Origin of the sequence: Tateyamaria pelophila (genome assembly GCF_019966495.1) — a bacterium.
GTDB classification, from domain to species: Bacteria; Pseudomonadota; Alphaproteobacteria; order Rhodobacterales; family Rhodobacteraceae; genus Tateyamaria; species Tateyamaria pelophila.
Window position 1 is genome coordinate 36,943 of record NZ_JAIMIA010000009.1, and the last position, 14,546, is coordinate 51,488.

The 14,546-nt window shown below is 59.7% G+C and carries 15 protein-coding genes; 7 read left to right on the top strand and 8 right to left on the bottom strand.

The features are described 5' to 3' along the window. Positions 1 to 50: 50 nt before the first annotated feature. Complete coding sequence (locus LC354_RS04985) at positions 51 to 1,283, bottom strand: ABC transporter substrate-binding protein (RefSeq protein ID WP_223421748.1); 1,233 nt, start codon at positions 1,281 to 1,283, stop codon at positions 51 to 53. 200 nt (positions 1,284 to 1,483) lie between these two features. On the opposite strand from LC354_RS04985, the gene LC354_RS04990 reads away from it, so the two are divergent. Both LC354_RS04990 and LC354_RS04995 read left to right on the top strand, forming a co-directional pair. After that, the gene (locus LC354_RS04990) at positions 1,484 to 2,272 is read left to right on the top strand and encodes an IclR family transcriptional regulator (RefSeq protein WP_223421749.1); all 789 of its coding nucleotides are present in this window, start codon (positions 1,484 to 1,486) and stop codon (positions 2,270 to 2,272) included. 28 nt (positions 2,273 to 2,300) lie between these two features. Next, positions 2,301 to 3,362, top strand: a complete 1,062-nt coding sequence (locus tag LC354_RS04995) for an ABC transporter ATP-binding protein (protein ID WP_223421750.1) — start codon at positions 2,301 to 2,303, stop codon at positions 3,360 to 3,362. Between the two features lie 391 nt (positions 3,363 to 3,753). On the opposite strand, the gene ptsP is transcribed toward LC354_RS04995, so the two are convergent. The 5 genes from ptsP to LC354_RS05020 all read right to left on the bottom strand — a co-directional run bounded on the left by ptsP (position 3,754) and on the right by LC354_RS05020 (position 9,294). Then, positions 3,754 to 5,994 (bottom strand): phosphoenolpyruvate--protein phosphotransferase, encoded by a 2,241-nt coding sequence (ptsP, locus tag LC354_RS05000; protein WP_223421751.1) that lies wholly within the window; start codon positions 5,992 to 5,994, stop codon positions 3,754 to 3,756. A gap of 153 nt (positions 5,995 to 6,147) precedes the next feature. Then, positions 6,148 to 7,386 carry an aspartate kinase gene (locus tag LC354_RS05005; RefSeq protein WP_223421752.1) on the bottom strand — a complete coding sequence of 413 codons (1,239 nt, stop codon included), beginning with the start codon at positions 7,384 to 7,386 and terminating at the stop codon, positions 6,148 to 6,150. A gap of 165 nt (positions 7,387 to 7,551) precedes the next feature. Continuing rightward, on the bottom strand, positions 7,552 to 8,193 hold the full coding sequence (locus LC354_RS05010) for an SDR family NAD(P)-dependent oxidoreductase (protein WP_223421753.1): 642 nt from the start codon (positions 8,191 to 8,193) through the stop codon (positions 7,552 to 7,554). Positions 8,194 to 8,198: 5 nt separating this feature from the next. Further along, entirely contained in the window at positions 8,199 to 8,645 is a 447-nt protein-coding gene (locus tag LC354_RS05015; RefSeq protein WP_223421754.1) for a DUF1178 family protein, read from the bottom strand. 55 nt (positions 8,646 to 8,700) lie between these two features. Beyond that, the gene (locus tag LC354_RS05020) at positions 8,701 to 9,294 is read right to left on the bottom strand and encodes an NUDIX hydrolase (protein WP_317849268.1); all 594 of its coding nucleotides are present in this window, start codon (positions 9,292 to 9,294) and stop codon (positions 8,701 to 8,703) included. A 56-nt stretch (positions 9,295 to 9,350) separates the two neighbouring features. Between LC354_RS05020 and modA the strand changes: the two genes are divergently transcribed. From modA to modC, 3 genes are read left to right on the top strand one after another with little or no spacing between them, the layout of a single operon-like run. After that, positions 9,351 to 10,085: a molybdate ABC transporter substrate-binding protein gene (gene modA, locus LC354_RS05025; protein WP_223421755.1), complete on the top strand. Its 735-nt coding sequence runs from the start codon at positions 9,351 to 9,353 to the stop codon at positions 10,083 to 10,085. Continuing rightward, positions 10,082 to 10,774 carry a molybdate ABC transporter permease subunit gene (gene modB, locus LC354_RS05030; RefSeq protein ID WP_223421756.1) on the top strand — a complete coding sequence of 231 codons (693 nt, stop codon included), beginning with the start codon at positions 10,082 to 10,084 and terminating at the stop codon, positions 10,772 to 10,774. The genes modA and modB overlap by 4 nt, the downstream gene beginning before the upstream one ends. Continuing rightward, the gene (gene modC / locus LC354_RS05035; protein WP_223421757.1) at positions 10,771 to 11,871 is read left to right on the top strand and encodes a molybdenum ABC transporter ATP-binding protein; all 1,101 of its coding nucleotides are present in this window, start codon (positions 10,771 to 10,773) and stop codon (positions 11,869 to 11,871) included. Before modB ends, modC begins: the two co-directional genes overlap by 4 nt. On the opposite strand, the gene LC354_RS05040 is transcribed toward modC, so the two are convergent. After that, positions 11,843 to 12,598, bottom strand: a complete 756-nt coding sequence (locus LC354_RS05040; RefSeq protein ID WP_223421758.1) for an EcsC family protein — start codon at positions 12,596 to 12,598, stop codon at positions 11,843 to 11,845. The two genes, modC and LC354_RS05040, sit on opposite strands and share 29 nt — an antisense overlap. 32 nt (positions 12,599 to 12,630) lie before the next feature. Continuing rightward, complete coding sequence (locus LC354_RS05045) at positions 12,631 to 13,116, bottom strand: GNAT family N-acetyltransferase (RefSeq protein WP_223421759.1); 486 nt, start codon at positions 13,114 to 13,116, stop codon at positions 12,631 to 12,633. Positions 13,117 to 13,199: 83 nt separating this feature from the next. On the opposite strand from LC354_RS05045, the gene LC354_RS05050 reads away from it, so the two are divergent. Next, complete coding sequence (locus tag LC354_RS05050; protein WP_223421760.1) at positions 13,200 to 13,805, top strand: flavin reductase family protein; 606 nt, start codon at positions 13,200 to 13,202, stop codon at positions 13,803 to 13,805. Position 13,806: 1 nt separating this feature from the next. Next, complete coding sequence (locus LC354_RS05055) at positions 13,807 to 14,442, top strand: CatB-related O-acetyltransferase (RefSeq protein WP_223421761.1); 636 nt, start codon at positions 13,807 to 13,809, stop codon at positions 14,440 to 14,442. Positions 14,443 to 14,546: the final 104 nt, after the last annotated feature.

Sequence of the window (14,546 nt, forward strand, 5' to 3'; positions counted from 1 at the left end):
GGGTTAATGATAGGAACGGGGTGGACATAAATGCCCACCCCGAAGGTCGCTTAGTTGTAGACTTCTTCCTGAACCGTATCGAGGCGCTCAAGGATGGCGTCGACCTTGGAGGGGTCCAGCATGAATTCCTGGAAGCCTTCCATACCTGCCTTGGCCATCGCTGCAGGCGCGTCACGGTCATAGAACTGGGCCAGGCCTTGGGCGCTGTTCAACAGGGCAAAGCCTTCCTGAATGAACTTGTCATCCGAGATGTCCGCCTTGGAGTTGATGGGCAGCTGACCGATGGTCATGTTCCACTGGGTCTGCACATCGGGGCGCGCGACGAAGGCCAGGAATTTCTTGGCATCTTCGACGTTCTTGGCGTTGGTCGGAATAAAAAACGCGTCCGCCGGCGCTTCTTCGGCAGGGGCGATCGCTGGATCGATGGTCGGGAACGGCATGAAGTCGATCTGCTCTTCGGTCAGACCGGCGTTCTTGAACCCGTCTACCGCAAAGTTGCCCATCACGTACATCGCGGCGTCACCGTTGGCGAAGGGTGCGATGGCATCCTGCCAGGACATGCTGGCATGGTTGTCGATAAAACCACATTCGTTGATCAGCGTTTCCCAGTTCGCAAAGGTCGCGCGGATGCGGGGATCGGTGTACTTGATCTCGCCCGCGGTCAGCGCGTTGTGGACGTCATAGCCGTTGGTGCGCAGGTTGATGTAGTCAAACACGCCCGCAGCCGTCCAAAGGAATTTCGTGCCGATCGCAAAGGGGGTGACCCCGTTTTCCTTCATCTTGGCACAGGCGCCCAGCAGTTCGTCCCATGTCTGGGGCTCTTCCAGCTCCAGCAGGTCGAAGATGTCTTTGCGATAATAGATGCCCCACTGGTAATAGCTGTAAGGCACACCCCAGATTTTGCCGTCACGCGACATGGTGGGCATGATCGCGGCCAGATCTTCCTTGAAGCCGTTTTCTTCCCAGACGTCATCCACCGGCTGGAACAGGCCCGCATCGACGAAGGGCGCCATGCGGTTGCCGGGGTACCAACTGGTCACGTCTGGCGCATCGGCGGTCAGGAAATTCCGAATCGCTGTCTTGTGCGCTTCGCGGTCGTTGTTGTTGACGATCACGTTGATGTCGGGGTTTTCCTCTTGGAAAAGTGCAACAGCGTCGTCAAAGCCCTTCTTGGGGCCGGGGTTCAGGTCGTCAAAGTTGATGACCAGATCGCGCGCAAAGGCGCTGCCTGCCATAGCCGACAGGGCAATCGCCGCCACGGCGGTTTTAACATTCAGGAACATGGTTTCCTCCCTTAGTTCCGTTTTCTCCCAGATCCGGAGCTTGTCTCATTGCTCCGGAAACGGAAAGTCAGATTTCTTTTGACTTACAGTCTCTCTTCGTGGAAGTTCCACATAGTGAAACTGAATTCCAACTATTGGAACTATGCGGTGGAGCGCGGGTCAGGTCAACACTTTCCTGCATCAGGCTCGGGAGGAGCAAGATGAACACGCAAACGCCCCGGCAAGGGGATGGAACCATTGGCAAGGCACTGGATGTGCTTGACCTCGTTGCGGGGTTTGAACGGCCTGTGCGGTTCTCGGAAATTCTGGCGCAATCGACCCACCCCAAGGCCACGCTATACCGTTTGATCCAGACGCTCACGAACCTTGGCATGCTGCGCTATGACGTCGATCGCCAGACCTATGCGCCGGGCCTGCGTCTGGTGCGTCTGGCCCATGCGGCATGGCGTCAGAGCAGTCTTGCCCCCATTGCGCGGCCGCATATCGATGCCCTGTCCGAAGCCATGGGCGAGACGGTTCATCTGGCGCAACTCGACGGTGGTCAAGTGCTTTATGTGGACAAACGCAACGCCGCTGAACCGCTGGAAATGTTCAGCCAGGCAGGCAAGGTCGGGCCCGGATATTGCACGGGCGTCGGCAAGGCGATGATGGCCTTTCTGAGCGATGAGGCGCGCGCATCGGCCCTCGCCCAGCAGGCTTATTTTGCCCACACGGCCCATACGCACACGAGCGCCGAATCACTGGCGGCCGAACTTGACGAAATCAGGGCCGGTGGCATCGCCTTCGACCGCGAAGAGCATGAGCCCGGCATTATCTGCGTGGCAGCACCAATTCTGTCCGACGCCGGGCGGGCCATCGGCGCGCTCAGCATCACCACATCCACGGCGCGCAAGTCGCTGACAGACCTGTCCGCGCTGGCACCACATCTGCGATCCACCGCGCACGACATCGCGCAAGCGGCAGCGAATTGGCAGTTTCCAAGCCAATGAAGTCCAATTTTTCGAGGAGGGGAGAACCATGACAGGCGTTACACTGCAAAAGGCGGTCAAGAAATACGGAGCCACCCAGGTCATCTTTGACGTGGACCTGACGATTGAAGACGGCGAATTCTGCGTCTTTGTCGGGCCATCGGGCTGTGGCAAATCCACCTTGCTCCGGATGATCGCGGGGCTCGAAGAAACCAGTGGCGGCCAAATCTATATCGGCAGCCGGGACGTGACACACATGGACCCGGCCCAGCGCGGCATTGCGATGGTGTTTCAGACCTACGCACTTTATCCGCACATGACGGTCGAGCAAAACATGGGCTTTGGCCTGAAGATGAACAACGTCCCCAAGGACGAGATCAACCGAAAGGTCAGCGCGGCCAGCAAGATCCTCAAGCTTGATGACTACCTTGACCGCAAACCGGCCGCCTTGTCCGGAGGCCAGCGCCAACGCGTTGCCATTGGCCGGTCCATCGTGCGCGGGCCGGAGGTTTTCCTGTTCGATGAACCCCTTTCGAACCTCGATGCGGAACTGCGTGTCGACATGCGCGTCGAGATTGCCCGCCTGCACAAGGAACTGGGCACGACAATGATCTATGTGACCCACGATCAGGTCGAGGCGATGACGCTGGCCGACAAGATTGTCGTGCTGCGGGCAGGTTATGTCGAGCAGGTCGGCAGCCCGATGCACCTGTATCAGGACCCCGACAACAAGTTCGTGGCCGGGTTTATCGGCTCTCCCGCCATGAATTTTGTCGCAGGCGTCGCCGAGGCCGGAGGTGTGCGCGTGCCTGCCCTATCCGATATCGTCGTCCCCACTTCCGTCACCTTGCCAACCCCCGGCACGGCCGTCACAGTGGGCATCCGCCCGCAGGACATGGAACTGACGGCGGCCACGTCTCCGATCAAGCTCGACATCCGTGAACGATTGGGTGGCGTCGCCTATGACTACCTGACCACGCCGACGGGCGAGCGGCTGGTTGTGGAATCCAAGGGCGATCTGGCGATGGAGGAAGGCACCGAAGTCACCGTGTCCTTCGACGAAAGCCGCACCATGTTCTTCGACAGTGAAAGTGAAATCCGGCTTCGGTAAACCAGCGCTGACTTGGCTTAAACACTGCACGGTCGCCGCCACATCTTGAGCGGCGGCCTTTTCCGGATGAGCATTCAACGGCGGCGGCTTCACCCTGGTTAAAAATGGGGGCAAAAATCCAAAATGAGTGCAAAAGACAATCTTGGATCCATTTTTGGCAGAAAAGTATCCAGAAAGATCGCATCAGGACAATCGTACTCGTATCAAAACTGAAGTCCCGTTGGTGACATGGTGCACAAGGACCGCATTCCGCGGCGCGCAGCATGCAAAGCGAACCACCATTTCAGCACCACATACATAACATTTCGCGGCCGATGGTGCGCACAAGCTTTGCTGTCATCATCAAAGAGATGGAAACAATCTCAAACTTAATAGATTTCAGGCACAGCCTTCACTTTTGCCCGCGCAGATATTCCATGACGGCAGGGCGCGCGCTCATATCGCCACGGTGACGGGAATCCATGATCACCTTGCGCACCTCTTCCAGATTGGACCGCCGCAAGAGTGATTTTACCGGCCCGATGGAAGCAGGACGCATGGACAGGCTGCGCATGCCAATGGCCGCAAAACACAACGCTTCAACGGGGCGGCCTGCATCCTCGCCGCAGAACGACAAAGGCGTGTTGGTCTGCGCGCAGCGCTCCACGATCCGTTCGATAAAGCTCAGGAACGAGATGTTGAGCGTGTCGTAACGGCGGCGCACACGTTCGTTTTCGCGATCCGCCGCAAAGAAGAACTGTTTGAGGTCATTGCCGCCGATCGACAGAAACCCGACCTCCTCGAAAAACTTTTGCGGCGCAAAGGCGAGGCTGGGCGTTTCGAGCATGGCGCCAACCTCGATTTCAGACGGCAGCACATGCCCAAGGCGGCGTTCGCGGTCCATGGCCTTGTCCATCTCGGCCTTGGCCTGCGTGTATTCTTCGTATTGCGCCACGAAGGGGAACATGACCGTCAAGGGGCGGCCGTTCGCGGCACGGATCAATGCCTGCAACTGCATGCGCAGGATGCCTGGCTTGTCCAGCCCCACACGAATCGCACGCCAGCCCAGGGCCGGGTTCGGTTCGTCATTGGGTTTCATGTATGGCAGAACCTTGTCAGACCCGATGTCGAGCGTCCGAAAGGCCACTCTTTTGCCATTGGCGGCCTCGAGCACACGGGCATAAAGCGCGCTCAGCTCGGACCTTTGCGGCATCTTGTTGCGCACAAGGAACTGAAGCTCGGTCCGAAACAGGCCAACGCCTTCGGCACCGGACCCCTGCAGCGATGGCAGATCAGCCATCAATCCTGCGTTCATATGCATTCCGATCACAGTCCCGCACAGGGTTTGCGCCGGTTTGTCGCGAATCGACGCATAGCGTTCGGTGGCCGCTGCCTGCATCGCCATCTTGTCGCGAAAGGCAGACACGACGCTGTCATCGGGACGCAGATGCACGATGCCCTGTTCGCCGTCCACCATCACGTGATCGCCGTTCAAGGCTTCGAGTGTTGCGCGCTCGACGTGCACGATCAGAGGGATCGCAAGGGCGCGCGCGACAATGGCCGCATGGCTCCCCACGGACCCGGCCTCAAGGATGATGCCCTTGAGCTTGCGGTCATAATCAAGCAGCTCGGCCGGACCGATATTGCGGGCAACCAGGATCGGGTTTTCCGGCATTTCAGCCCCAGTGTCTGCGCCCTGCCCCGTGAGAATGCGCAACAGGCGGTTGGACAAATCGTCAAGATCGCTCAACCGTTCGCGCAGATAATTGTCCGTCGCCTGCCCGATGCGGGCACGGGCCAGCGATTGTTCCTTTTCGACGGCGGATTCAGCACTCAGACCGCTGCTGATGTCTTCTTCCATGCGCCGCATCCAGCCTTTGGAATTGGCGAACATGCGGTACGCTTCGAGGACTTCTTTTTGCTCCTTGTCAGCCGAGGCGTTGGTCAACATCTTGTCGACGCCCACACGCAACTCTTCCACGGCTTCGTTCAACCGCTCCAATTCCCGTTTCGGATCATCCGCAACCGGGTTGGTCACGACGACACGCGGTTCATGCAGCCAGATGTGGCCCTCCGCAACGCCCTCTTGGGCAACCGTCCCGCGCAACATGGTCGGTTGACTGTGGCGCGCACCCATTGCGCTGCCCTCGCCCACAAAGGCGCCAAGCTCGGCCATCTCGGCCAACACCATGGCGACGACTTCGAGGGCATAGACCTCATCCGCGGAAAATTCGCGAGACTGTTTGGACTGCACGACCAAAACGCCCAGGGTTTCGCCCAAACGCAGAATCGGAATGCCCAGAAAGCTGGAAAAGACTTCTTCGCCTGTTTCCGGCATGAACCGAAAGCCGCTTTCCTGCGGCGCATTTGCTGTATTCACAACCTGCCGTCGGCGCGCAACCCGCCCTACCAGCCCCTCTCCGAGGCGCAGTCGGGTCTGGTGTACGGCTTCGGGATTGAGCCCTTCCGTCGCACAAAGCTCCAGCGTGTCTTCGTCGCGAAACAGATAGACGGAGCATACTTCACTGCCGATGCTGGTCGCGATCAGGCTTGTGATCTTGTCCAGCCGCATCTGGCCTGTGGCATCGCCCGCCATCTCGTCACGCAGCCGACCCAGCAACTTGCGGCTTTCGGTTTCAAAGCGTTCGGCCATAGCCGTACGTCCCCCGTTTTGGTGCGCTCACAGCTAAATCACAGCACCGATCAAAGCGAAATGGCAAAGCGGCGGCGCGCCACCACTTTTGCTACTTTAAGTCGAACTAATACAGGTGCCTTGACCAATAATGCAAATTTTGCGCGCCGACGATCAGGCTGCTTTTTCCAATTCGAACGCATCATGTAGCGCTTGAACGGCCAACTCCACATATTTACGGTCGATCAGCACGCTGATCTTGATCTCGGACGTGGTGATGACCCGGATGTTGATGCCTTCCGCGCTCAGGACCCGGAACATCTTCGCCGCAACGCCGGTGTGGCTGCGCATGCCGATCCCAACGACGCTGACCTTGGCCACATCGGTGTCCGCGATCAGTTCCTGATAGTTGATGACGCTGTCGACCTTGGCATCCGCCATCGCTTTTTCCGCGCGCGCCACTTCGTTGGTCGGGCAGGACCACGTCATGTCGGTGCGCCCCTCTTCGGCAATGTTCTGGACGATCATGTCGACATTCACCCCCGCATCGCTGAGAGCAGTAAAGATCGTGGCGGCAATCCCGGGGCGGTCAGCCACGCTGACCAATGTCATTTTGGCCTCGTCCCGCGAAAAGGCGACGCCTGCCACTACATTGCTTTCCATGATGTCCTCCTCGGCGCAGACCAAAGTGCCTGCCTCATCGCTTGGTTCTTCGAAACTCGACAAAACGCGCAAACGCACGTTGTAGCGCATGGCCAGCTCGACCGACCGCGTCTGGAGCACCTTGGCCCCGAGACTGGCCAGTTCCAGCATCTCTTCAAAAGCAATCCTGTCGAGTTTACGGGCCTTTGACGACACCCGCGGGTCGGTGGTATAAACACCGTCCACGTCTGTATAAATGTCGCACCGCTCCGCCTCGAAGGCCGCGGCAAAAGCCACGGCTGTGGTGTCACTGCCGCCACGGCCCAATGTGGTGATGCGTCCTTCGGGGCTGATCCCCTGAAAGCCCGCCACAACGGCAACGCGCATACCTTCGGCAAATTTCGCATTGATATTGGTTGGCGGGATGCCCTCGATGCGTGCGCTGGAATGGGCCGATGTCGTCTGCACCGGTACTTGCCACCCTTGCCAACTGCGTGCGGGCACATCCATCTCTTGCAATGTCAGGGCCATCAGACCGGCTGTGACATTTTCACCGCTGGACACAACGGCATCATATTCGCGTGCATCAAAGAGGGGCGACGTTTCGTTGACCCAGCCGACCAGTTCATTGGTCTTGCCGGACATTGCCGAAACGATGACGATCACGTCATAGCCCTTGGCCACCTCAACACCCACACGCTTGGCAGCGCGGCGGATCCGGTCAAGAGTGGCCACGGATGTACCACCAAATTTCATCACAAGAACAGGCATCACGGCCTCACGTCAAAATCCCGATGGGCCATACGCTGACCCGCCCTCAAGCGCAAGGTGCACGAACGCCCCTCTCGTTTATTCCTGAGATTTCCGCGATGACAGTGCAATCATCACCGACAGGGCCCCCAAGAAAATTCGTACGAATTTTCTTGTCCCGCGCGGTCAATACGGATGCGCTTGCCCATCCCAGGTTTCGAACACACCGCTCGTATCCAAAGACAAGGCTTCAAATCTGTCGACAAGACCTGCCACGGATTGGTCCACCGTGATGGCGGCCGTGCGTCCGCCCATATCGGTCTGCACCCAACCTGGATGATAAATCCCGACGGCAATATCCCCCGCCAGTTCAGCCGCCAGATTGCGCCCGACATTCAACACCGCAGCTTTGGATGCACGGTAGATATAGCTGCCCCCCGGCGCGCGCGTATGCGACGCCATTTGCGACGAAATGATTGCTATCTTGGGTGCCGTCGCAGCCCGCAGATTCGGCAACATGGATTGGATCGTCAAAAATACACCCGTCACATTGGCTGCAAAGCTCTGCGCCCACAGATCCGGCGCATAGCCGGTTTCCAGGGACTCGCCTTTGTCCAGGTATATACCGGCATTGCACACCAAAAGGTCTACCGCTTGTCCCGCCAACGCCGCGGACATCGCCGCATGGTCCGCAGGTTGTGTCACATCAAGTGTTATATCAGCGCCCGCAGACCGGCCCGTCCCGGTCACCTTGTGGCCTTGATCACGGTAATGCGCGGCCAAGCCTGCGCCGATGCCACGCGTGGCACCTGTAATGACGATATGCATGAAATTCAGTTCGCTTTGCGTGTTGGAATGAAGGGCAACGGGAGCACAGGCACTCCGTCTTCGATCAGCGCCTTTGCTTCGGTCAGGTTGGCCTCGCCCCAGATGGGTTTTTCCGGTGAATCTCCGAGGTGCATGGCGCGGGCCTGTCTGGCAAAGTTTCCGCCGACATAGGTGGCGTTCTTTTCGACGGAATCGCGCATTTCAGACAGGGCCTTGGCCATATCGTGCGCGGGAACGTCCGGAGCGTCATGCGTTTCGGGCGTGCCCACGGACAAGGGTCGCTCGCGTGCAGTGCTGACGTTCGGAGCCATGATCGCCTTGCCAACATCGCGCGCACCACAGACCACACAACTGACATGGCCGCCCGCTTTGAGCGTGTCATAGGCATCAGCCGAGGCGAACCAACTTTCAAACACATGGCCATCGCGGCATTTCAGGGCGTATTTTATCATTGTGACCGTAATTTAGGTGCTGCACCAGAAATAGCAATCGGTTCGCGTGCCGCGATCACCACCCGATGCGTGGGTCAAAATCACGCAGGATGCGCGCCAATTCTGGTTCGCCAACCATGTTGGCCGCCTGTTTTCGGCTGAACCACTTGCGTTTACGCTGGCCTTGTTCCGGAAAGTCTCTCGCCAGCGATTTCACCTTCACCGCATATATCATCGCCACGCAGGGCAACATTTCGTCCTCATCCAGCATCTTGGTATAAGAAAACAACCCTAGGGGCCGCCCCTCGGCGTGTCCGACGACGCCCGCTTCTTCCCACGCCTCCTGAGCCGCACTTTTTTGCGGGGTCAGCCCGTCGATCGGCCATCCTTTGGGCACAATCCAGCGTCCGGTGCGCCGCGTGGTCACCAGGAGAATTTGAACTTTGTTTCCTTTGAGCCTGTAACACAACGCTGCAAACTGCGTGCGGATGGACGTTTTAGGCGATTTGCCAAAATTCAAAGGCAACTGTTTAATAATGGGGGCGGTCACTGCAAAGACCCTCCTCTTTTTTCGATTTGTATCGTATTTCTCAGGCGAATTCCAGAATCTTCGTTTATTCCCAGTGTACAAAGCGCCCTGAGCGGCACCTTGGTGCAGTTGAGAGCGCAATTTGCCGCCTTTCTTCTCTTGAGCCGGGACACCGCATCCCCAATAGTACGCCTGTGATGAAAACCTCCGTGTGGATCAAAGGCTTGGCGGTCGCCCTGTCTTGCGCCCTTCTGGCGCAGGCGGGGTATGCAGAACCTGTTCGGATATTCGCGGCGGCCAGCCTGCAAGGGCCACTCGATGAGATTGCACGGGACTGGGACACGGAAGTCGTCATCAGCTATGGCGGCAGCGGCACGCTGGCACGCCAGGTCAGCCTTGGCGCACCGACAGATATCGTGATTCTCGCCAACACAGCGTGGATGGACTGGCTTTTGGAAAACGGCCACGTCACCGGTCCCGCAACAGACATCATTTCAAACCGGTTGGTTCTTATTGGGCCTTTGGGCGACACGCCCCTGCCCAATCCGACAGCATCAGAATTGCTGGACCGACTTCAGGGCGGACGTTTGGCCATGGGACAGCACCTGTCCGTTCCCGCAGGGATCTATGCTCAGGCGTGGCTGCAAGATATCGGTGCTTGGGATACGTTGCGCTCTCACCTTGCCGAGACGGACAACGTCCGCGCTGCATTGCTGCTTGTGGCGCGCGGCGAGTTGCCGCTGGGTGTAGTCTATGCCTCTGACGCAGCCGCAAGCCCGGCCGTCTCCGCGCTCTGGTCCGTTCCACCATCACACCACCCCCCCATCCGATACAGCGCCGCCGCATTGACCCCGACAGGGGCCGATTTTCTGACCTATCTGGGCACCCGGACAGATACATTCGTCGCCGCCGGCTTCACGGCCCTGCCATGATGTTGGACGCCGCAGGTTGGGAGGCGCTGCGCCTGTCGCTGCTTGTCGGGGTGACGGCCACAGCATTTGCCTTACCGCTGGCCATTTGGGTGGCATGGCTGCTGGCGCGCGGTGAATTCTGGGGCAAGGCGGCGTTGAACGCCCTTGTGCACCTGCCGCTGGTGTTGCCCCCGGTCGTCACAGGCTATTTGCTCTTGATCGCCTTCGGGCGCACTGGCCCCATCGGCATATTCCTCGAAGAAACCATCGGCCTTGTACTGGCTTTCCGGTGGACAGGGGCGGTTCTGGCATCCATCGTCATGGGGTTCCCTCTTATGGTGCGTGCCATTCGGCTGGCGATCGAGGCGGTCGATCCCAAGCTGGAACAGGCCGCGCGCACGCTGGGCGCACCGGGGCATGCGGTGTTTCGCACCGTTACCCTGCCCCTGATTCTGCCGGGTATCCTCGCGGGCGGCGTCATGGGTTTTGCCAAAGCCATCGGTGAGTTCGGCGCGACCATTACATTCGTCGCCAACATTCCCGGAGAGACGCAAACGCTGCCCTCGGCCATCTACGCGCTGCTGCAAGTCCCGGGCGGCGAAGATACTGCGATAAGCCTCGTGATCTGGGCCTGCATCCTGGCGCTCTCGGCGGTCGTGTTGTCGGAATGGCTGGCACGCCGCGTGGCCGCGAGGATCGCGGGCGCATGACACTCAGCGTCGCACTCCAGCACAACCAGGGGGCCTTTTGCCTCGATGTGGCCTTTGACGCCGGTCCCGGTGTCACCGCCTTGTTTGGCAGGTCCGGCGCTGGCAAGACGACGATTGTGAACGCCGTTGCAGGCCTGCTCAGGCCAGATACGGCACACATCACGCTGGACGGTGTAACCTTCAACGATACCGCCACGTTCCTGCCAGCGCACAAACGGCGCGTGGGCTATGTCTTTCAGGATGCGCGTCTGTTTCCCCACCTCACTGTCGCGCAAAATCTCGACTATGCGCTGCGCTTCGGCGCCCGGCCCAGGGGACGCGACCGGATCATCGAAATGCTGGGCATCGGTGATCTGCTGGCACGCCGCCCCGCGACGCTGTCGGGCGGGGAAAAACAGCGGGTAGCGCTCGGTCGGGCCTTGCTGGCCGATCCGCGGTTGCTGTTGATGGACGAACCGCTCGCCGCTCTGGATGGGCCTCGCAAGGCCGAGATCCTGCCCTATCTGGATCGGCTCAAGACCGAAAGCGCGGTGCCGATCCTCTATGTCAGTCACGCCGTCGAAGAGGTCGCCCGTCTGGCGGATCACATGGTTCTACTGACCGATGGAAAGGTTGTGCGGCACGGGCCGCTGATGGACGTGATGGCCGACCCGGCGGCAGTGCCGCTGCTGGGCGTACGCGAGGCCGGCGCCGTTTTGCGCGCGACGGTCGAGGCGCATGGCGACGACGGCCTGAGCACGTTGCGCGTCGCGGCAGGCCCCTTGCAGTTGATGGGGGTCGAGGCCCCCGTCGGCGCAGAAATACGCCTGCGTGTTCTGGCCCAGGATGTGCTGTTATCGCTTGAGCATCCCACGGGGCTCAGTGCGCAAAACATCCTGCCCGTCACAATCCTGGCCATCAAATCGGGCGATGGTCCGGGCGCTGCGATCGCGCTGGATGCGGCAGGTGATACGCTGCTGGCGCGGGTGACCTCGCGGGCCGTGGCGTCGATGGACCTTGCCCCCGGCAAGTCCGTGTTTGCCGTCATCAAGGCCACGTCCATCGCGCAGACCGCCATTTCCGGCGGCGTTATTTCAGGTGCAAAACCCGCGCCCTGAGTTGCTCGACCACCTGTTCTTGCGGCAAGTCCGCGGCGATGGCCAACCGGCGCACCCCGAAATGCACGTGGGCCATATCGGTATAATAGCTCGTATAGGCGTAGTTCGTCGCTGCCCCTGCCACCGCGCCCAAGACCGGCACCGTCTGGGCGGCGAGTTTCTGCCCCATCACAACGGCAAGGCGCGGGGCGACACGGGCGATGACAGCCTGCATCGCCGTGCCGGTAAAGGCCAGCCGTGCGGACAAAAAAGCGATGTCGCTGCCGTCGTCATGCTCAAGCGGACCCGCAGAGGAAAAGACCTGTACGCAATCAAAGCGCACCGACTCCGTACTTGGGTCAAAGCCGTGCTCGACAGCGACCCCTTCGATCACGCGCAACAAAAGCGTCGTGGTCACGGGCAATTCGGCAAGCGCCGTGGGCAAGCCCCCAAAGCCGCCCGCCGCCCCCATCGCGGTGCCCACGGCCGTGTTCAGCCATTCGGATTGATCCGGAACCCACTTGCGCGACTTGCTGGCGGCGATCATGGCCTGTTCAAGGGCCGCGCGGGTTGCCGTGTTCAATTGTTGGGAGACAGGCTCGGGCAACCGATCCAGAAGGCTTTCTGCCCGAGTGCCCAACAGGTTCAGAACCTGAATGCCCACTCCTCCTGCAGCCTTGTAGCGCTTGGCCAAGCGCTGAAGCTCTTCGTCGGGATCAATCGGGTCGGCAAGGACAATTTCGTTCATGGATCATTAAGTGGGGCATCCTGCCCCGGTTTTCAATCCAACCGCGTGACATCTCCGGTGATGCCATCCCAGGCACCCGGCTGCACCGCACGGCCCAGAACCCTGTCGGGATTGGTTGGCGGCGGCATCACGACGCCGTCCAGACGGGTGAAGCCAAAGCGGTTGTAGTAGGGCGCGTCGCCCACCAGCATGACCCGCGCCCACCCCAATGGTTCCGCAGCTTCAAGCGAGGTCTCGATCAACTGCCTGCCAAGCCCTTCGCCCTGCCGCGTCGGGTGCACCGCGACAGGCCCCAACAGCAAGGCAGCATGACCGCCCACGCGGATTGGCCAATAGCGAATCGCACCTGCCAGAATACCGTCGATGTCGCGCGCCACATGGCTCAGCCCCGCTTGCGGCGGCACGCCGTCTCGCAGGCGGTACGACGACAACGCCTCGCGCCCGGGCGCAAAGCAAAGGTCATAGAGTGCCTCCACCTCCCACCAGTCCTCGGGCGTCTCGATTGTCAGGTGGTACATCTTTTGCAGGCTTTTTTCGTCTGATCTGGTGCACGGCCTATCATGGGGGTAATCGTGAGGCAAACCACCACATTGGAGCTTTCATGTTTTACCGACCCAGCGACGGACACGGCCTGCCACACAACCCCTTCAACGCCATCGTGACGCCCCGGCCCATTGGCTGGATTTCAACCCACGGCAGCGACGGCTCTGACAATCTCGCCCCCTACTCGTTTTTCAACGGCGTGGCCTATGTGCCGCCACAAGTCATGTTTGCATCGACCGGAAGCAAGGATGACCGGGACGGCACCAAGGACAGCGTCGCCAATATCCGCGAAACAGGCGTGTTCTGCGTCAACGTGGTGGAACACGCGATGAAAGATGTGATGAACCAGACCTCTGGCCCGTGGGACGCGGAGACGGATGAATTTGATCTGGCAAAGATCGAAAAGGCCGCCTGCAGCGAGATCGATTGCGCACGCGTGGCCGCGACCCCTGCCGCGCTGGAATGCCGGATGACGCAAATCGTCCAGATCGAAGGGGCCGCAAATTTCGTGGTCTTCGGCGAAGTTGTCGGCGTACACTTGCGCGATGATTGCATCGTCGACGGTATTTTTGACGTGCTGCGTTACAATCCCCTGACCCGTCTCGGATATCGCGATTATTCTGTCATTCGCGATAAATTCAGCCTCAATCGCCCGGGAGAATAGGATGCCAGGATTTCCCGATCCGGGCCGGACCTATCCAATCGAATTACCGGATGGCTCGACGCACAAGGGCACGGTGTTTTTGAACCAAGTGATTGAACATCCAAATTTCGAGATTGGCGCCTACACCTACGCGTCTGATTTCGATCCGCCTGACGATTGGGCGACACGACTGGCCCCCTATCTGTTCGAGGGTGGACCGGACCGGCTGATCATTGGCAAGTTCTGCCAGATTGCCAGTGGGGTGCGGTTCATTACCAGTGGCGCCAACCACGCGACCGATGGGGCGACGACCTTTCCCTTTCCGATCTTTGACCCCGCGCAGATTGGGTCCTATCGGCCAGATAGTCGCGATACGGTTATCGGACACGACGTCTGGCTGGGATACGGCGCGACGGTTTGCCCCGGCGCAAGGATTGGGAGCGGTGTCATCGTGGGCGCAGGCGCAGTCGTCCGCGGGACTGTGCCGGATTACAGTGTGGTTGTTGGCAATCCTGCGCAAGTGGTCCGTATGCGGTTCAATGCCGATGACGTGAAACGGCTGCGGGACATCGCATGGTGGGATTGGCCCGCCGACAAAGTGGCACGCGCCGCGCCCGCATTGCTGGCAGGAGACATTTCCGCGTTAGAAAGCTTTTAGGTCAACCGTTTTCCGACACGGAAAATACAGGAAACCGATACGGTTTCCTGTACAGTTAGGAAGGTTGGGCGAGGACCATTTTCCGTGTCGGAAAATCGCCAGAA